This window comes from Nocardia sp. NPDC056100 (assembly GCF_042266325.1).
Lineage (GTDB): Bacteria > Actinomycetota > Actinomycetes > Mycobacteriales > Mycobacteriaceae > Nocardia.
This window is the reverse complement of the sequence record NZ_JBHJVY010000001.1, coordinates 2,163,405-2,181,349: the sequence shown is the minus strand read 5'-3', so window position 1 is coordinate 2,181,349 and position 17,945 is coordinate 2,163,405. Positions and strand designations below refer to the sequence as shown.

Genomic DNA, 17,945 nt, shown 5'->3' with positions numbered 1-17,945 from the left:
GATGGATGGTAGAAACGTCACTGTTTCACTTTGCTCCGACGCTAGGACGATCGATGACCGTGGCCGAGACGACTGTTTTCGAGACGCTCGAATCCAACGTGCGCGGTTACTGTCGTGCCTGGCCGACGGTGTTCGACACCGCGCGCGGCTGCTGGCTCACCGATGAGAACGGTAAGGAGTACCTGGACTTCTTCGCCGGTGCGGGCTCGCTCAACTACGGGCATAACAACCCCGTGCTCAAGCAGGCCCTGATCGACTATCTGGTCGGGGACGGCATCACGCACGGGCTGGATATGTCCACCGTCGCCAAACGTCGTCTGCTGGAGACCATCCGCGATGTGCTGCTCATCCCGCGCGGGATGGAGTACAAGGTGCAGTTCCCCGGCCCCACCGGCGCGAACGCCGTGGAGGCCGCACTCAAGCTGGCGCGCAAGATCACCGGGCGCACCGCGGTGCTGAACTTCACCAACGCCTTCCACGGTATGACCCTCGGCGCGCTGTCGGTCACCGGCAATGCCGCCAAGCGCGCGGGCGCGGGCGTACCGCTCATCCACGCCACCCCGATGCCCTACGACGGGTATCTCGAAGGCGTCGACGACTTCTCATGGATGCGCCGCACCCTGGACGACAGCTCCTCGGGCATCGACAAGCCCGCCGCGGTGATCGTGGAAACCGTGCAGGGTGAGGGCGGGGTGAACGTCGCCCGCGCCGAATGGCTGCGCGCCCTGGCCGATATGTGCGCCGCGCGCGGCATTCTGCTCATCGTCGACGATGTGCAGATGGGTTGCGGGCGCACCGGACCGTTCTTCTCCTTCGAGGTCGCCGGCATCCAGCCCGATATCATCACGCTATCGAAATCCATTGGCGGCTATGGCCTGCCGATGGCGCTGGTGCTGATGAAGCCCGAACTCGACCAGTGGACACCGGGCGAGCACAACGGTACGTTCCGTGGGAACAATGCCGCCTTCATCACCGGTGAGGTCGCGCTGCGCGAGTACTGGACCGGTGCGGGCATGGAAGCCGCCACCCTCGCCAAGGGTGAGCACATTCGCACACACCTCACCGCCATGACCGAAACCTTCAGCGGCACCTCCACCCGGGGCCGCGGCATGGTGCACGGCCTGGTGTTCGACGATGCCTCGCAGGCCGCCAAGGTCAGCAGCATCGCCTTCGAACTCGGTCTGCTGGTGGAGACCTCCGGTTCCAATGACGAAGTGGTGAAACTGCTGCCGCCGCTGGTCGCCACCGAGGACGAACTCACCCACGGGCTCGGACTGCTGACCCGGGCGGTCGAGATAGTGCGCGACGCGCACTGAATAACCCGGTGCGCCATGCCGATCGAGCGGCGCACCCCCTGAACGTCGTCACCGCCCACACCGGTGCCGACCCTGATGCCGGGCTCCCAGCTGCGGAGGGAGCCCGGCATCTCCTATTTCCGGATGCCCTCGCGACCGCCGCGCGCTAGCCGAGTTTGCGCAGGAACCATTCCAGCAGTTGCTGTTCGGATTTGGGGCCCAGATGCGGGTCCGCCTGCGGCAGTGCGCAGAAGATGGCGGCGGTATCGAATTCGTCCGGCAGTGCGAGCAGGCACGCACGACCGTTCTGGGTCTGGTCCGGATCCGGATAGCAGTAGTACCGACCGACCAATTTGCCTTCCTGCCGCCAGACCGTATCGCCGCGCTCCGGCCCGCCACCGCAGGCATGGCCTTTCAGCAGATCCAGATCCTGTTGATACAGCTGGGTCGCCGAGGCCCGATCGGCGAAACCGAGGAAGCCGGTCACCGGAAAGCCGTTGGCGTTCACACAATCCACCGTGGCATTCGCGGCCGAACCCTGCGGCACCTCGCCGTGGCGGCAATTCCCGGTGCGCCAATCCTTGCCGAGATCGGTCAGCAGTTTGCGATCGGCGGGGGAGAAGACATCCGGATCGCGGGCGCGGTCGGCGGAGCGGAACTGCCAATAGTCCTGCCGCGCTTCCCAATCGCGCAGCGGCTGATCGGACACATCGTCCCAGAGGTACATGGCCATGGCCGGAATCTCCTCGTTCGTCACGATGAACGCGGGCTTTGGGGCCGGGCCGATCTTGGTATTGGTGTAGCAGCCGCGCCGCCCCACCTCCTTGCCATCGCGCGTGGACGGCGCGTCCACGCCTGGCGGATCACCCGGGCACGCACTGAGTTTGGTGACGTCCAGCACCGAGGTGTAGTACTCGTGCAGTTTGTCGGCATCGCGAAAACGCCAGAACCGGACGCCGGGATTGCCCGCGTGATAGTTCACGGCGCAGGACAGGATCGCCAGACTGTACTCGTCGGGCTCCTCGTGCACGCAGTTCGCGCGATTGAACGCCGGACGTTCGGTGAACGCCAGCAGATCGATATCGGCCTGCGTGAGCGCGCCGGCGTTCGGCACCGCGTGCCCGGTCCGAAGCGGCTGCGCCGCGGCCCATCCCGCGAACCCGAGCGCCGCCACGACCAGCGCGGTGACCGCGCCCAGCAGCACCGGCCGAGACGGGCGGTGGAACCGGCTCGTCACCCGGCGCGCCACGGCGGAGGTTGGGGGCTCCTGCGCTGTCCCCGAACCATTTCCGGGCTTCGGCCGCGGCTCGGAACCGGAACCGCGCTCGGGTGCGGCCGTCGAATCCGTCGGCATATCCCGCGGCGCGGCAGCGGGTTTCGTTTCGTCGCCGCATTCGGAGTCCGCGCCCGTGAGGGTGGGCTCGCCCGGCTCCGGTGGTGCGGTGAGGGCGGCGCGTGCGGCTTCGGCCAGATCGCCCGCGGTGCGGTAGCGCCCGGACGGGTTCTTGGCCATACCGCGCGCGACCACGGGATCGAAGGCCGCGGAGACGGTGGGACGGACCAGGCTGGGGCGGGGGACCGGGTCGAAGAGGTGGGCGCGCATGATCTGTGCGTCCGTATCGCCGATGAAAGGTCGTGTACCGGTGAGGCATTCGAACAGCACGCAGGCCAGGGCGTAGACGTCGGCGGCGGGGGTCAGGTCGCGGGAGGAGAAGCGTTCGGGGGCCATATAGCCGAAGGAGCCGACCGCGGAACCGTCGGCGGTGAGCGTGGCATCGGTGGCGGACTGGGCGATGCCGAAATCCACCAGGTAGGCGAAGCCTTCGGTGGTGAGCAGGATGTTGTCCGGCTTGATATCCCGGTGCAGCAGGCCGTCCGTGTGCGCGGCGTCCAGCGCCGCCGCCACCTGCTCGATGACCGCGACGGCGCGCTCCGGTGTGTCATATCCGATGCGGCGCAGTCGATCACGCAGGCTCTCCCCGTCGACCAGGCGCATATCGATGTAGAGGTGGCCGTCGATCTCGCCGTAATCGTGGATCGGAATCACATGCGCCTCGCGCAGCCGGGCCGCCGCATGTGATTCGCGCTGAAAACGCCTGCGGTACACCGGATCCTCGGCCAGCCGCGCGGGCAGCACCTTGATCGCGACGGTGCGATCCTTGACCGTGTCGTAGGCCTGATACACCTCGCCCATACCGCCGCGGCCGATCAGCCGATCCAGCCGGTAGGGCCCGAAACGAGCCCCGACGACCGGCGCGCGCTCCGGATTCGTCATATCCGCCTCATCCGAAATTCTGCTGGAACCAGGACTGCAGTGCCGCTTCGTCTTTCGGGCCATTCTCCGGGGAATCCTGCGGCAGCACACAGGTGATGACGAACAGGCCGAGTGTGCTGTGCACCGCCACCAGGCAGGTTTGCGCCGGATCGGAGGAGGCGTCGACGAAGCAGAAGAACCGCCCGGCCTGCCCGGAACCCTTGCGCCACACCGTATCGGTTCCCGCACCGCCCCCGCAGGCGTGCCCCGGGAACTGGCTCAGATCCCCCTGGTACAGCACATCGGCCGAACGCTGATCCGGGAAGCCGAAGAAGCTCACCCCGGGCGCGCCGATCTTGCTGCCGCACAACAGGTATGCGTTCGCCAGCGATCCGGGCGGATCGGCATGCCTGCAATTGCCCGCCCGGTAATCCGGGCCGGTATGCGTCAGCAGCGCCCGGTCTTCCGCGCTGAGGAAATCCGGATCCTGGGTGGCATCGGTGTGGAACTGCCCGCCGTTGTTCTTCGCGCGATAGTCGCGGAACGAGGTCTGGTCCGGACCCGCGTAGATATAGACGGCAATCGCCGCCAGTGCGGTATCGGTAACCACCAGGGTCGGTTTGGGCGCGTTCGGGGTTTCGGCCTTATTGGCGAAGCAAGCTTTGCGGCCCACCTCCTTACCGTCGCGCATGGACGGTCCATCGTTTCCGGCGGGATCGGCCGGACAGCTGGTGAAGTGCAGGGTGGACACCATCGTCCGGTAGTAATCCCGCATGGCGTCGGTGCTGCGGAAGCGCCAGAAGCGCGCGGCCGGGGTGGAGGAGGCGGGCACCGCCGCGCACAGGAACACCGCGACGGTGGTGGAATCGGGGCGTTCATGGTTGCAGTTCTGCCGCTTGTACGCGAGACCGTCCACCTTCGCGAGCAGTTCGATATCGGCCGGGGTCAACGCGGTGTCATCGGCCACCGCGATACCGGAATCATGTTTGGACGCCACCGCCCACCCCGCGAAACCCAGTGCGGCGGCGACCAATACGAGCACACCCAGTACCGACACCAGGCGGCGCAGGCGTCCCGCACGCGGACCCGAGCCGCCCGCGCTGGTGACGGTCCGTTCCTGCGCGGCCGTATCCACCGGTGCGGTCACCGCCGACGCACCCGGATCGGCGGGACCGAGCGCCGCGCGCGCGGCGGCGGCCAGTGCGCCCGCGCTGGGGTAGCGCTCCTGCGGACTCTTGGCGAGCCCGCGCGCGATGACCGGATCGAAGGTCGCGGGCACCGAGGCGCGCACCCGGCTGGGGCGGGGCGGTGTCTCGAACAGGTGCGCCCGCATGATCTGGGCGTCGTTCGCGCCGGTGAACGGCCGCACGCCGGTGAGACATTCGTAGAGCACGCAGGCCAGCGCGTACACATCGGCGGCGGGCGTCAGCTCGGTGGCGGCGAAGCGTTCGGGGGCCATGTAGTGATAGGACCCGACCGCCGAACCATCCTTGGTCAGGGACGGATCGGTGGCCGACTGCGCGATGCCGAAATCCACCAGATACGCGAAGCCGTCCCCGGTCAGCAGAATATTGTCGGGCTTGATATCGCGGTGCAGCAGGCCGTCGTGATGTGCGGCGTCCAGGGCCGCGGCGATCTGCTCGATCAGCCCGACCGTGCGCTCCGGCGATCCCGGTCCGGCATCGCGCAGCAGCGCACGCAGGCTGTCCCCGTCCACCAGGCGCATATCGATGAACAGTCGCCCGTCGATCTCGCCGTAATCGTGAATGGGAATCACATGCGCCTCGCGCAGCCGGGCCGCCGCATGGGATTCGCGTTGGAAGCGCTGCCGATACATCGGATCCTGGGCCAGCCGCTCCGGCAGCACCTTGATGGCCACCGTCCGGTCCTTGACCGTGTCGTAGGCCTGATACACCTCGCCCATGCCCCCGCGCCCGATCAACCGGTCCAGCCGATAGGGGCCGAACCTGGATCCGACGGTGAGCGGGTGATGCGGACTCGTCATGGCGTTTCGGCTCCTCGTCGCGGATCCATTGTGGCAGTCCGTGAATCCGGCTGATCAAGAATCACATGGATTACAACCGGTGACGAGCCGGGCGCGGGGCGGCAACCTCGAACGAGGCGGCCGTGGGTTGCGGTCGCCCGGTCCCCGTCCCCCATTCGCCCGAGGTGCTTTCGTGTCCTCAGTTGCCGTACAGGCCCGGCCCATTGCCGTCCGGCCTCGTTTGGCGCGCCTGCCGCGCCCGCCCGCTTCCTGGGTTCGGTTGATCAGTCCGATCCTGTTGGTGGCGCTGTGGCAGGTCGCCAGCGCCACCGGAGTGCTGTCCGAGCGGCTGTTGGCCTCGCCGGTCACCGTGGTGCACACCGCCGGTGACCTGCTGTCCGACGGCACCCTCGTGGACGCGCTCACGGTTTCGCTACAGCGGGCCGCGGTCGGCTTCGCCATCGGCGCGATCGCCGGTATCGCGCTGGCGCTCGCCGCCGGGCTGAGCCGGGTGGGCGAGAATCTGGTCGACCCGATTCTGCAGATGCTGCGCACACTGCCGTTCTACGGGCTGATCCCGCTGTTCATCCTGTGGTTCGGAATCGGTGAACTGCCCAAGATCGTGCTGGTGGCGTTCGGCGTGGCGATTCCGCTGTACCTCAATACCTTTGCCGGAATCCGCAGTGTGGACGGCAAACTCGCCGAGCTCGCGCAGGTGCAGCAGCTCGGGCGGGCCGCGCTCATCCGGCACATCGTGCTGCCGGGCGCGCTGCCGCAGGCGCTGGTCGGACTGCGGCAATCGCTCGGGGTGGCGTGGCTGGCGCTGATCGTCGCCGAGCAGGTCAATGCGGATGCCGGGCTCGGCTACATGATCAACAACGCGCGCGAATTCCTGCGCACCGACGTGATCGTGGTCGGATTGCTGGTCTACAGCGTGCTCGGACTGCTCACCGACGCCTTCGTTCGGCTCATCGAGAGAAGGGCGCTGTCATGGCGACGCGGCTTCCTGGCAACGTAGCGACCGATACCGCCGCCCGAGTTCGCGGTCTGGTCAAGGACTTCGGCGAACGACGGGTGCTGCACGGCATCGATCTGGATATCCGGCCCGGCGAGTTCGTGGCGCTGCTCGGTCGCAGCGGCTCGGGCAAGTCCACCCTGCTGCGCGCGCTCGCGGGACTCGACAAGGCCACCGAGGGTGAGCTCACCGTCCCCGGTGAAGTGGCCGTCGCCTTTCAGGAACCACGCCTGGTGCCGTGGAAGCGGGTCGCCGCCAATATCACTCTCGGTCTGCGGCAACCGAATCCGAAGCAGGCCGCGGCCGATGCCCTGGCCGAGGTCGGGCTGACCGAGCGTGCCGACGCCTGGCCGCTGACCCTGTCCGGCGGTGAGGCGCAGCGAGCCTCGCTGGCCCGCGCCCTGGTGCGGGAACCGGATCTGCTGCTGCTGGACGAACCTTTCAGTGCGCTGGATGCCCTGACCCGCATCACCATTCACAATCTGGTGCTCGAGCTGTGGGGCAAACATCAGCCCGGCGTACTGCTGGTCACCCACGATGTGGACGAGGCGCTGCTGCTCGCCGATCGCGCCCTGGTGCTGGCCGACGGCCGCATCGCCCGGGAACTGCGCATCGAGCTGCCGCGCCCGCGCCGCCGTGACCACCCCGAATTTCTCGCCCTGCGAGCGAACCTGCTCGCGGAACTCGGCGTGACCCCGGAAGGAACCGCATGAAACCCGTCACCAGACGCCTGTTCGCCGCACTGGCGGTCACCACCGCCCTGGTCACCGCGGCCTGCGGCAGTGGTGACGACAACACCAAGGGCGTGAATGCCGATGGCTCGGTGGATCTTTCGCAGGTGACCCTGCATATCGGTGACCAGAAGGGGCAGGCGTTGCAGGCCCTGCTCGAGGTGTCCGGGGAGAGCAAGAACCTGCCCTACAAGCTGGAATGGTCCACCTTCACCGCCGGTCCGCCCATCCTCGAGGCCATCAATGCCGGATCGGTGGATCTGGGCGGCGTCGGCAATGCCCCGCCGGTCTTCGCGGCGGCCGCGAAATCGCAGATCAAGATTGTCGCCAGTTATTCCAGTGGATTGCAGGGCCAGGCCATCCTGGTGCCCAAGGACTCCACGCTGAAGGATCCGAAGGACCTGCGCGGCAAGAAGATCGCCGTCACCAAGGGCAGTTCGGCGCATCAGCACCTGCTGGCCGTGCTCGCCAAGAACGGGCTCACCTTCGCCGATATCGAACCGCAATACCTGCAGCCCGCCGATGCGCTGGCGGCGCTGTCCACCGGACGGGTCGACGCCTGGGCGGTGTGGGATCCCTATGTGGCACAGGCCGAGCACGACGGCAATCGGGCGCTGGTGACCGGTGAGGGCTATGTGCGCGGTGACGCCTTCTTCGTGGCGGGCACCAAAGCCCTTGCCAATAAAGCCAGTTCGGCGGCGCTGAAGGATCTGCTGATCCGCATCCAGCGGGCGCACGCCTGGATCAAGTCCAATCCGGAGACCTGGGCCAAACAGTCCGCCGATATCACCGGCGTGCCCTACGACGTCACCCTGGTCGCGGTGAAACGCGCCTCGTACCAGCATCATCCGCTCGATCAGGCGACCATCGCCGAGGAGCAGGCGGTGGCCGACGCGTTCACCGACGCCAAGCTCATTCCGAGCAAGGTGAACATCGCCGACTTCGTCGACACCCGCTTCAATGACCGCTTCACCTCCTGAGGAGATCGAATGAGCCTGTCATTCCACTGGTTTCTGCCCACCTCCGGTGACTCGCGCGGCCTCGTGGTCGGCGGGCACGGCACCCCGATGTCCGGTGATCGCCCGGCGTCGCTGCACTATCTGAATCAGATCGCGGCGGCCTCGGAGACCAACGGCTTCGAAGCGGTGCTCACCCCGACCGGCTCCTGGTGCGAGGACGCCTGGCTGACCACCGCCATGCTGGCCGGGACCACCGAATCGCTGAAATTCCTTGTCGCACTGCGCCCCGGACTGGTCAGCCCCACCCTCGCCGCGCAGATGGCGGGCACCTTCCAGTGGCATTCCAACGGGCGGCTGCTGCTCAATGTGGTGACCGGCGGCGAACCGGCCGAACAGGCGGCGTTCGGCGACTTCGCCGATAAGGAGACCCGGTACGCGCGCACCGGGGAATTCCTGCACGTGGTGAAGTCGCTGTGGAATTCGCATGAGCCGTTCTCCTTTGCGGGCGAACATATTCGGGTGGAGAACGCGCTGCTGTCCAACCATCCGGACCCGGTGCCGCCGGTGTTCTTCGGCGGATCCTCCGCACCCGCCGGGCCGGTCGCGGCCAAATACGCCGACACCTACCTCACCTGGGGTGAACCGGTGCTCGCGGTGAGCCGCAAACTGGAGTGGATTCGCGGGCTCGCGGTCGATCACGGGCGAAAGCTGGACTACGGCTTGCGCATTCACGTGATCACCCGCGATACCTCGGAGGAGGCGTGGGCGGTCGCGGACAAACTGCTCGCGGGCATCGACCCGGCCGATATCGAACGCGTGCAGGCCGCCCTCGGCAAGAGCGAATCCGAAGGTCAGCGCCGGATGAGCGAACTGCACAACGGCAGCGTCGACCGCCTTGAGATCGCACCCAACCTGTGGGCGGGCGTCGGCCTGGTCCGCGGCGGCGCGGGCACCGCCCTGGTCGGCTCGCACGCCGAGGTCGCCGAACGACTGCTGGAATACGCGAAGGCCGGTATCAGCCAATTCGTGCTGTCCGGCTACCCGCACCTGGAAGAGGCGTACTGGTTCGGCGAGGGCGTCCTGCCCATCCTGGAACGAAAAGGCGTGTGGCAGCACCCGAACCGCCGCCCCGCACCTCCCGCCGCCATCCCCTTCGCGGGCGCGTCCAGCAGCTAGCGGCGGAATTCCTCCACGGGATGGAACTCCGCGGCCCGGTCGCCGACTTCGTTGCGGTACCACCGTTCTCGGCGGTGGCGCTGCACGCGGACGGCGACCGTGTCCAGGCCGGGGATGACGCGGCGCAGGGTTTCCGCGCCGAAGAGTATGGGGGCCTGGGCGATCGGGTGCAGGATCCAGGGGAAGCGGTGTGGCATGCGGTGCCGGGCGTAGGTGCCCGGTGGGAGCCAGAATCCGGTGTAGCCGATCTGTACGCGATAGTTGAACTCGTCCCGAATTCGCTTGGGCCACGGGCTGTCCGGCTTCGGCTCGAAGGCGGGCAGGTACGACTCCACCAGTTCCTCGCCATCCGCGCCCGCGGTGAACGCGCGCTTGACGAAGGCGGCGAACATGAGCTGCACCGATTCCCGGAAATCACGCGGATACCAGGCGGGCTGCACGCCGAGCAGATGACCGACGTACCGCCAGAAGTGCAGCGTCGCTTCGATTTCGGTGATCGTGGTCTGATGCCCGACGCTCCACAGCGCCAGGCCCGGCACCACACTGCCGCCCATCAGGGTGAGTGTCGCATCGCCCACGCTGATCGGCACTCCCCAAGCGGCGTAATCCCATTCGGGCCGTTGCATGAGCTTGCGGCGAATGAAGACGTGCATGATGCGCACCCGCATGGCGGTCTGCCTGCCGCGCGCACCCGGATCAAGGCCGCCCGGATCGGAGACGTCGATCCAGAAGCGCACGGTTTCCAACTGCCGCTTATGCGCCTTGTCCCCGGCGTAGCCGCCCGCGTACGACAGCGGTTTGGCGATCGAACTCTCCGAATACATTTCCAGCGTGCTGGTGGTGGCGAAGCTGAAAACCGATGTGCCCCAGCGCCGGAACACCTTCGCACCCGCCGCGACCAACTCCGGATCGAACCATTCCGGCGGCGTCTCGAACTCCTCGAACAGCCGGACCAGTGTGGCGGGCGCGTCCGGAACCGATTCGATACCGTGCGCCAGCGCCCGATCCAGCATGGCCCGGCCCGCCGCCGGACCGAGTTCGCCCAGGTACACCTCGTCCACGAAAGCCTCCGCCACCGGATCGGCGTGGTAGTACGCCTCGCCGAACTCACGCACCAGCGCATCGGAGGGCTGTGGATCGAATCGGAAGAAAGCGCGCCAGATCCGCCGTGCGCGTTGGACACTGGGATCGTCGCGCCGCTCCCAGTACCGGAATTCCGTCGGAATGCGGCCCGCCGCCGCGACTTCCATGGCGGCCGGAACCTTCTCGCGAGTCATACTTCGAGGATAAAGTGAGTAGATGCTCACCTTCTACTCACTTTTGCGCACCGGGTCGGCGAATGCCTGACAACCCCGCTGTACAGCGCCGGAAGCCGAGTCAGGACCGCGCCCGGGAGACCCGCGAGCGGATTCTGGACTCGGCAGCTCAACTTTTCGCCGAGCACGGCATGGCCGAGATCTCCACCAATCGGATCGCCGCGCACGCGCACATCAGCATCGGCTCGCTCTACCGCTATTTCGACGATAAAGCCGCCATCATCGATGTGCTCCGCACCCGGCTGCTCACCGATTTGGAGGAGCGTTTCACCGAGGCGGTCCTCGGCAGCATCGGCCTGCCGCTGCGCGAATCGGTGGGTTCCAGCCTGCGCGTCATCATGCACGCCGTCGCCGACCGCCGAGATCTGGTGCGCGCCTTGGCCGCCGACGCCACCGTCGCGGGCATCGGCTTCGGCGGCCTCGAACGCCGCCTGCTCCTGCTCACCCGCGCCTACCTACTCCAGCAATTGGGCCCCCGCCCCGACGCCGAACTCGACACCCGAGCCTTCGTCATGGTCAACGCGGGCCTCGCCGCCAGCCTCCGCATGGCCCTGCAACCTCCACCCGGCCTCGACCCGGACCGCATCATCGAGGAAACCGCCACCATGCTCGGCGATTGGCTAACCGCCGCAACCTGATTCGCGTCTGCCGCGGCGAGGGCACATCAGGATCGGCCGGGGCGAATGCTGCCGAGGTGTCAGGCGGCGACGCGGGCGATGACCGGCCGCCACCAATCGAGGGGGTGCACGGTGAGGCCGATGACCTTGCCCGCGTCATCGGCTCGGCGCAGGGTGAGCGCGGCTTCGAAGTCCGGGTCGGCTTCGAAGGCGGTGATCTCGGCCGGAGTCATCGGGCCGCCCTGTGCGATCAGGGTGCGCTGACTCGACGGTGAGAGCGCCGAGGTGTGCGCCGCATCGGTTGCGGCGAGGTAGCGCTTGGCGGTGACGTGCAATTCGACCAGCCGGGCCACCCGGTCACCGAGCAGTTCACGCACCGCGTTCGCGCCGTGCACACCGTGGCCCGCGTCGTCGCCGGGGAACAGTACGTGGCCGATATCGTGCACGAGCCCGGCCACCTGGAGTTCCTCGTCATCGGGGTGCTGCTGCCGCAGGATCTCCGCGCACTGCCGGTCATGATCGAGGATGTCCACCGGATCGCCGCTGCGATCGGGCATATCCCAGGCGTCCTCGCAGTCGGCCAGCAGCGTCATCAGGTCATCCACCGTCGCGATATTCGTCACCCTGGTCACTGTGGCCCAGCATCGTGAACGACGGGTGAAGCCGTCGTATCGGCCCTGCTCGGCACGACGGCGAAGATGGTGGCGGGTCGCTGCGGGGTTGCGGTTGGGCATAGGGTTGTCCTATGACGCTGTCACCCAGGGTGCCCGATCTCGCCGCGCTGGATCTGCTGCTGTCGGTGATCGAACTGGGGAGTCTGGGTAGGGCGGCGAAGGCGCACGGGATCAGTCAGCCGTCGGCGAGTTCGCGGATCCGGTATCTGGAGCAGCTGGTCGGGGTGCCGGTGCTGGAGCGGACGACGCTGGGATCGCGGGCCACGGCGGCGGGGGCGTTGATCGCGGAGTGGGCGCGCGATGTGGTGGAGGCGGCGCAGCGGCTCGACGCCGGCATCGATTCACTGCGGGAGCAGCGGGATTCGCGATTGCGGGTGGCGGCGAGCCAGACCATCGCCGAGTACCTGTTCCCGAAGTGGTTGACCGCCTTGCGAACTCGTATGCCGGATATGTCACTCGCGCTGGAGTCCGGGAATTCGGCGGAGGTGGCGCGGGCGGTGCTGGACGGCCGCGCGGGCATCGGCTTCGTGGAGAGCCCGGCGGTGCCGGGGGAGCTGGAGACGCATCTGGTGGCCCGGGATCGGCTGGTGGTGGTGGTCGCGCCCGGTCATCGCTGGGCGCGCGGGCGGGACATCACCGCTCGGGAGCTCGCCGATACCGCGCTCATCTACCGGGAATCCGGATCCGGCACCCGAATCTCCTTCGAGCGAGCCATGACTCGCGTTATCCCGGACTGGCGGCTCGAGGTCGCGCTGGAACTGTCCTCGACCACCGCCATCAAAACCGCGGTCGCCGACGGTATCGGCCCGGCGGTGCTGAGTTCGCTCGCCGTGGCCGGCGAACTCGCCGAGGGATTACTGGTGTCGCCCGAGGTGACCGGTCTGGATCTGAATCGGGAGCTGCGCGCGGTGTGGCCCCGGGGCCAGCGCCTCACCGGCCCGGCCCGAGACCTCTACAGCATCGCTGGTCGCCCGGCGTAACACCGCTCACTTACCGCGCGCCCGTACGGTTTGCATAGCGAAGGCTCAAGTGCGCCAACGCCTCACGCGCCGGTCGCCAACGGGTTATGGTCACGACATGGTGCGATCAGCCGTCGCCGCCGACCCGGACGAGCCAGACACTCCGGGGTCCGCGCAGCGTCCTCATCTCGAGGTGGTTCCCACCGATCCGGAGGGGGAGCCGCCACCGCAGCCGCCGCTGGGCGCCAATCCGCTGGCCGCGGCCGATATCGCCCGACTACCGGCGGCGGCCCGGCATCGGATCGCCGCCTTCATTCATCTGCAGATCGCCGCGCTGGAGGAGATGCCGGATCCGCTGCCCGACGGCGATCCGAATCCCGAACCCGCACAGTGATTTCGCCGCACACGCGGCAATCGATAGAGCGTTACGCGCAGAAGTAACAGACGCCGTTCGCGGGCAACTGGATGAAACACTCCTGGCACAGCGCCTCGCGCACCGGCTCCGGCTTGACCTCGGCCTGGGGTGTGCTGATGGTCATGCTGCGCTTGGCGGCCACCTTCGGGGTGAGCGGGGGCACACCGCCGTCGGCGGGAATCGCGGCGCCGTAGAACTGGTAGCACTGCCAGCGGGCATAGGCCGCGTGCAATTCCAGATCGACCGGAATCGGCAGCCCCGCCAATTCGAGTACGTATTTGTAAGCATCACCCACGGTGTGGTTCTGTCGCACGCACAGCGCCGGCAGCGGCGGTTCGCCCGCACTGTGGCAGCGCCGGGCCACCTTGCGCAGGATGGCGTCCATCCAGGTGCGTGTCGGGGCCTTGGTGTGCACGCCGGAGACTTCCTGCACCCGCTCGGCGAGTTCGTTCACTGTGACGAAATGTCCGTACCCGGTTGCGGTTTCGGCCAATTCGGCGTGCGCTGCCAGCGCCCAAGCCACTGTCGCCTCACGGAACGGTACCGCGGTGCCGTCACCTGCCCGCCATGCTCCTGCCGTGGTGGCTACGGAATCCTTCATCACCTGTCCAAGTTATCGCGTCGGTTGCCGAACAAGCCAATGGCCTCCCGTATCGCGGCCCATCGGTCGGTGCGAATTCCGGCACGCGATTCGAGGGGGCCGAGAGATCGGTCTGCGATTTACCCGATGCATACCGACCGGTGTGGGGTGAGTTTACTTGCGCGGCAACGAGTTTTACTTCGTCGCACATACTACAACGATAGAATGGATTTGGTTCGGTCCGTCCCGACCCGTGGCTATCCAGCGGCTTTGGTGGCTCCGGACTGTGCCGCTCCAGACCCCGGCGGTTTCGACAGCTCGTTCGAACCTGCCCGAAGGGGGCGTGATGGACGGCACCGAGAACATCAGCGCCGGTATGGGATTCGACGGTGGCGCCGAATTCGATCATGTTTCCCCGAGCGCCCGGGTGACCCACCCCACTGTCATACCGCGCCCGAATTCCGACGCCATCGCCGGTGACGACGATTTCCGGCAATGGACGGTGGTCGCGGTAATAGTCGAAGCCGACCGAGTCGGACTGCTGCCCATCGGCATGGTCATGGCCGCGGACCTGGAACTCGCCGCCGGACAGGTGTGCGATCGATTGCCCGCGCCGGGCGGGGTACCCGGCGCGCGCTACCTGGTCGCATCGCCGTGCACCCTGGAAGTGGATATGCGCGCCGGACGCGTGGTCACCGTGCCGCAACTCACCTGGGTGAACCGCCTGAACTGGGATGAGAACGCCTGGGCGGGCACCGAATGGGTTCCGGCCGAAGGCGGACTGCGCATACTCGACCCCGAACGCTGGCGACCCGCACAGCGCCGCAGCGCCGGATTGTGAACAGCGCAGCGCGCCCAGGCTCCCGGTGGTTTCCGTCATATCGCATAAAGTGGCGCGAATACACCACGGTTCAGCAGCCGTGATCCGGCAGGCCGAACACGGACGGGAGCGAACCATGGTGTTCGACCGGCCGTGTTGTTCCGGCGGAACCCGATGAGCCCCGATCGTTCCGCGGTCGCCCGATTCCTTGCCGTGCTGCGCGAACTCGGCGCGGACGCCGAATCGGCCCCGGTGCACGGAGATCGCCTGTGCAGAGCCAGCGTTCGGGTACTGCCGGTGAGCGAAGCCGCGCTCACCCTCGCCATGCCGGAGAACCGGTGGGAGGTGCTCGGCGCGTCCGGTGCCGCCGCCGCACGGCTGGCTGATGCCCAGGCCGTGGTCGGCGAGGGGCCCGGACCGGAATCGAATCTGGCGGGCATACCGGTGCGCGTACCCGATTTCGGCGGCGCGGTGGCCGGGGGCCGCTGGCCGCTGCTGGCCCAGTGGGATCGACTGCCGCAGACCTTGGCGGCGATCTGCTCGGTGCCGCTGCGCCTGGGCGCGATCCGGGTCGGCTACCTCGATCTCATCGGCGCGGACGCGCTGCTCGGCGATGTCGAGGCGTATAACGATGCCGTGCGGATCGCCGATGTCATCACCACGGTGCTGCTGGCCGCACTCACCCCGCCGGAGCGCAATGGCGGCCGTGAACTCAACGGGCTCGCGCTCGGTCCCTGGTGGGAACAGTCGGCCTCCGCCCGCGAAATCCATCAGGCCACCGGAATGGTTGCGGTGCAATTGGATTCGACGGCTGCGGTGGCCTATGCGAGATTGGTCGGACATGCCTTCGCCACCGGCGCCACGCTCGGTGATACCGCCGCCGATGTGGTTGCCCGCCGACTGCGCTTCCGCCCGGATCCCGACCCCGACCCGGAACCCGTTCCCGAGCGCTGAACCCGCCCGCAGGAACCCGCCCTAGGATTGACGAGAGAAGAGGTGAGCCGAGGATGGCAGCTCGAGACGGTGCGGTGACCGCCGCGCTGGTACGGATGGTGGATACCCTGGTAATCGATTACGACCCGGTGGAGTTGACCCAGGAACTGGTCGACACCAGCATCGATCTGCTGCCCGCCGACGCCGCCGGACTGCTGCTGGCCGACAGTCACGGTGATCTCCAGGTATTCGCCTCCACCTCCGAGGAGACCCGGCTGCTGGAGTTGCTTCAGGTCGAATCCGCCGCGGGACCCTGCTTACAGGCGTATCGCACCGGCGAACAGGTGCTGGTCGAGGACCTCGAACGCGGCGCACAGCGTTGGCCCGCCTTCGCCGAACGGGCGGCCATGGAGGGCTTCCGCGGTGTCTGCGCCCTGCCGCTGCGCCTGCGCAACGATCGGATCGGAGCGCTGAACCTCTTCACCACCCGCGCGGGCTCGCTCGGCCCCGACGATGTGCGGATCGGGCAGGCGCTGGCCGATTTCGCCACCATCGGCATCGTGCACGCCCGCATTCTCGCCGACTCGCTGACGGTGAACGATCAACTCAGCATCGCGTTGAACAGCCGGGTGGTCATCGAACAGGCCAAGGGCATGCTCGCCGAGCGCGCCGACCTCGATATGGACACCGCGTTCGGGTCGATGCGCAAATACGCCCGCGACCACAATCTGCGCCTGGCCGATCTGGCGCGCGGGCTGGTGGATCGCACCGTCGATCTCGAAACCGTTCTCGCGCACGGTATTCACAAGTGATTCCGCTGTACGCGGATTCGCGCCGAGGATTCATTGCGGTTAACTCGCGATGCGGCCTGCGGTAGAATCCATACCGCACGTCGAGTGCTCCGGACCCCGGTGGTCGATTTGCGCACGGCAGGGACAGTGGTTGTCCGCCGACGCGAATATGGAGCACCACAATGCATTTCCGTAAGTACAGTCGTATGTTCCCCTGCACGAACAGCGCGACGGACTCGAATCCCGTTTCAGCGCAGGCGTCTACGCGATCTCCCGTGATCAATGTGCAATTCGGTCATGACGAACCGATCCCCGGCGACCGCGAGCATGACCCGGCTCGCATCGTGAATCAGCAGATCCAGTTCCTCGATGACCTCCGAAACCGCGATCCCGGCGGCGCGGACCTGGGCCGGACTCGATTCTCTGCGGTGCAGGACATCCCGCAGTTCGTACAACTCGACCTCGACGTCGAACAGTTGCCGCACCAGTCGCTCACTGGAATCGGCGAAAATGGCGGTGATCAACGGTGATTGCGACGTCGACCGTGTACCGGTGGGCGCCTGCGGTGCGCCCGATGCTGACAATCCAGGGTCCGACATTTCGTTCTCCTGGGTCGATCGCACGAAATCCCGAGCGACGCTGCGGAACTCGGCGCGAGAATGTCCCCAATACTACGCCCGTCCGTCGCCATGCCGTGGACCTCGTACAGGGTTGCACCACTCTGCCACGGCGGGGGAGGTGAGGGCATGGTGGGCATCGGGGCCGAGCAGGCCGTAATCGCCGCGACGGCAAGATCGATGGCACACGCGCGTCGCGATGCGGCAGCCGATATCGATGCGGATGCAGACGAGGCCGCACCGGACATCGGCTGGCCCGGTTTCCGGCTCGCGGTGAGTTTACTTGTGTGGCAACGCGTTTTATCTTTTCGGACACCGGGCCGCGCTAAGGTCGGAAAGGTTCGGTACCAACGCGCGAATCCGCCCGGGGGGCGCGATGAACAGCACCGGAAATAGCGGTGGCCGTGAGAGATTCGGCTCGTTCCCGGCTCCCGTCGAGGACGATCCCGGCGCTGCCTTCCGGCAGTGGACCGTGGTCGCGGTGCACGTCGACGCCGGACAGGTCGGTCTGCTGCCCATCGGCGTGGTGGTGGCCGCGGACCTCGCGCTCGCCGCCGGGCAGGTCTGCGAACGCGTCCCGGCCCCCGGCTCGATCGCCGGAACGCACTACCTCGTCGCCTCCTCCTGCGCACTGGAACTCGACCAGTTTCTCGGCAGGATCGTCGCGGTTCCGCAGGCCAGCTGGGTCAATCGCATGCAGTGGGCGGGCAATGCCTGGGTTCCCGGCGAATGGCTCCCCGCCGCAGGCGGCCTGGGCATGCTCGATCCGCAACGCTGGCGCACCACCCCGGGTCGCCCCGCGCGCTGAA

General features: G+C 67.3%; 18 protein-coding genes. 12 read left to right on the top strand and 6 right to left on the bottom strand.

The genetic code is table 11. The annotated features are described in order from the left end of the window. Positions 1-53 precede the first annotated feature (53 nt). The gene (gene ectB / locus ACFC0O_RS10135; protein WP_375955429.1) at positions 54-1,316 is read left to right on the top strand and encodes a diaminobutyrate--2-oxoglutarate transaminase; all 1,263 of its coding nucleotides are present in this window, start codon (positions 54-56) and stop codon (positions 1,314-1,316) included. 145 nt (positions 1,317-1,461) lie between these two features. Here the strand turns inward: ectB and ACFC0O_RS10130 are convergent, their stop codons facing one another. After that, complete coding sequence (locus tag ACFC0O_RS10130) at positions 1,462-3,570, bottom strand: protein kinase (protein ID WP_375955428.1); 2,109 nt, start codon at positions 3,568-3,570, stop codon at positions 1,462-1,464. A 7-nt stretch (positions 3,571-3,577) separates the two neighbouring features. Then, positions 3,578-5,554, bottom strand: a complete 1,977-nt coding sequence (locus ACFC0O_RS10125) for a serine/threonine-protein kinase (RefSeq protein WP_375955426.1) — start codon at positions 5,552-5,554, stop codon at positions 3,578-3,580. Positions 5,555-5,726: 172 nt separating this feature from the next. Between ACFC0O_RS10125 and ACFC0O_RS10120 the strand changes: the two genes are divergently transcribed. The 4 genes from ACFC0O_RS10120 to ACFC0O_RS10105 are packed head-to-tail and all read left to right on the top strand — an operon-like array spanning position 5,727 to position 9,414. Next, a complete protein-coding gene (locus ACFC0O_RS10120) occupies positions 5,727-6,551 on the top strand; it encodes an ABC transporter permease (RefSeq protein WP_375955424.1) in 825 nt (274 codons plus the stop codon). After that, a complete protein-coding gene (locus ACFC0O_RS10115; RefSeq protein WP_375955422.1) occupies positions 6,524-7,261 on the top strand; it encodes an ABC transporter ATP-binding protein in 738 nt (245 codons plus the stop codon). Before ACFC0O_RS10120 ends, ACFC0O_RS10115 begins: the two co-directional genes overlap by 28 nt. Then, positions 7,258-8,259: an ABC transporter substrate-binding protein gene (locus ACFC0O_RS10110; protein WP_375955420.1), complete on the top strand. Its 1,002-nt coding sequence runs from the start codon at positions 7,258-7,260 to the stop codon at positions 8,257-8,259. Before ACFC0O_RS10115 ends, ACFC0O_RS10110 begins: the two co-directional genes overlap by 4 nt. 9 nt (positions 8,260-8,268) lie before the next feature. Beyond that, on the top strand, positions 8,269-9,414 hold the full coding sequence (locus ACFC0O_RS10105) for an LLM class flavin-dependent oxidoreductase (RefSeq protein WP_375955418.1): 1,146 nt from the start codon (positions 8,269-8,271) through the stop codon (positions 9,412-9,414). On the opposite strand, the gene ACFC0O_RS10100 is transcribed toward ACFC0O_RS10105, so the two are convergent. After that, the gene (locus ACFC0O_RS10100) at positions 9,411-10,691 is read right to left on the bottom strand and encodes an oxygenase MpaB family protein (protein ID WP_375955417.1); all 1,281 of its coding nucleotides are present in this window, start codon (positions 10,689-10,691) and stop codon (positions 9,411-9,413) included. The genes ACFC0O_RS10105 and ACFC0O_RS10100 overlap by 4 nt on opposite strands. Positions 10,692-10,753: 62 nt before the next feature. Here ACFC0O_RS10100 and ACFC0O_RS10095 point away from each other — a divergent pair, with 62 nt between their 5' ends. After that, complete coding sequence (locus ACFC0O_RS10095) at positions 10,754-11,368, top strand: TetR/AcrR family transcriptional regulator (protein ID WP_364629293.1); 615 nt, start codon at positions 10,754-10,756, stop codon at positions 11,366-11,368. 59 nt (positions 11,369-11,427) lie between these two features. Here ACFC0O_RS10095 and ACFC0O_RS10090 read toward each other — a convergent pair whose 3' ends face one another. Continuing rightward, entirely contained in the window at positions 11,428-11,970 is a 543-nt protein-coding gene (locus ACFC0O_RS10090) for an HD domain-containing protein (protein ID WP_375955415.1), read from the bottom strand. Positions 11,971-12,092: 122 nt separating this feature from the next. On the opposite strand from ACFC0O_RS10090, the gene ACFC0O_RS10085 reads away from it, so the two are divergent. Both ACFC0O_RS10085 and ACFC0O_RS10080 read left to right on the top strand, forming a co-directional pair. Then, positions 12,093-13,001, top strand: coding sequence for a LysR family transcriptional regulator (locus ACFC0O_RS10085; RefSeq protein WP_375955413.1), 909 nt, complete (start codon positions 12,093-12,095; stop codon positions 12,999-13,001). 97 nt (positions 13,002-13,098) lie between these two features. Beyond that, entirely contained in the window at positions 13,099-13,374 is a 276-nt protein-coding gene (locus ACFC0O_RS10080; protein WP_375955411.1) for a hypothetical protein, read from the top strand. A 31-nt stretch (positions 13,375-13,405) separates the two neighbouring features. Here ACFC0O_RS10080 and ACFC0O_RS10075 read toward each other — a convergent pair whose 3' ends face one another. Continuing rightward, positions 13,406-13,996, bottom strand: coding sequence for a hypothetical protein (locus ACFC0O_RS10075; protein ID WP_364629305.1), 591 nt, complete (start codon positions 13,994-13,996; stop codon positions 13,406-13,408). A 325-nt stretch (positions 13,997-14,321) separates the two neighbouring features. On the opposite strand from ACFC0O_RS10075, the gene ACFC0O_RS10070 reads away from it, so the two are divergent. From ACFC0O_RS10070 to ACFC0O_RS10060, 3 genes are all read left to right on the top strand, one after another. Further along, complete coding sequence (locus tag ACFC0O_RS10070) at positions 14,322-14,816, top strand: hypothetical protein (RefSeq protein ID WP_375955410.1); 495 nt, start codon at positions 14,322-14,324, stop codon at positions 14,814-14,816. A gap of 153 nt (positions 14,817-14,969) precedes the next feature. Then, the gene (locus ACFC0O_RS10065) at positions 14,970-15,749 is read left to right on the top strand and encodes an ANTAR domain-containing protein (RefSeq protein WP_375955408.1); all 780 of its coding nucleotides are present in this window, start codon (positions 14,970-14,972) and stop codon (positions 15,747-15,749) included. Positions 15,750-15,802: 53 nt separating this feature from the next. Beyond that, positions 15,803-16,540: a GAF and ANTAR domain-containing protein gene (locus ACFC0O_RS10060; RefSeq protein ID WP_375955407.1), complete on the top strand. Its 738-nt coding sequence runs from the start codon at positions 15,803-15,805 to the stop codon at positions 16,538-16,540. Positions 16,541-16,767: 227 nt separating this feature from the next. Here the strand turns inward: ACFC0O_RS10060 and ACFC0O_RS10055 are convergent, their stop codons facing one another. Further along, on the bottom strand, positions 16,768-17,118 hold the full coding sequence (locus tag ACFC0O_RS10055; protein ID WP_375955405.1) for a hypothetical protein: 351 nt from the start codon (positions 17,116-17,118) through the stop codon (positions 16,768-16,770). A gap of 394 nt (positions 17,119-17,512) precedes the next feature. Between ACFC0O_RS10055 and ACFC0O_RS10050 the strand changes: the two genes are divergently transcribed. Then, positions 17,513-17,944 (top strand): hypothetical protein, encoded by a 432-nt coding sequence (locus ACFC0O_RS10050; protein WP_375955403.1) that lies wholly within the window; start codon positions 17,513-17,515, stop codon positions 17,942-17,944. Position 17,945 lies beyond the last annotated feature (1 nt).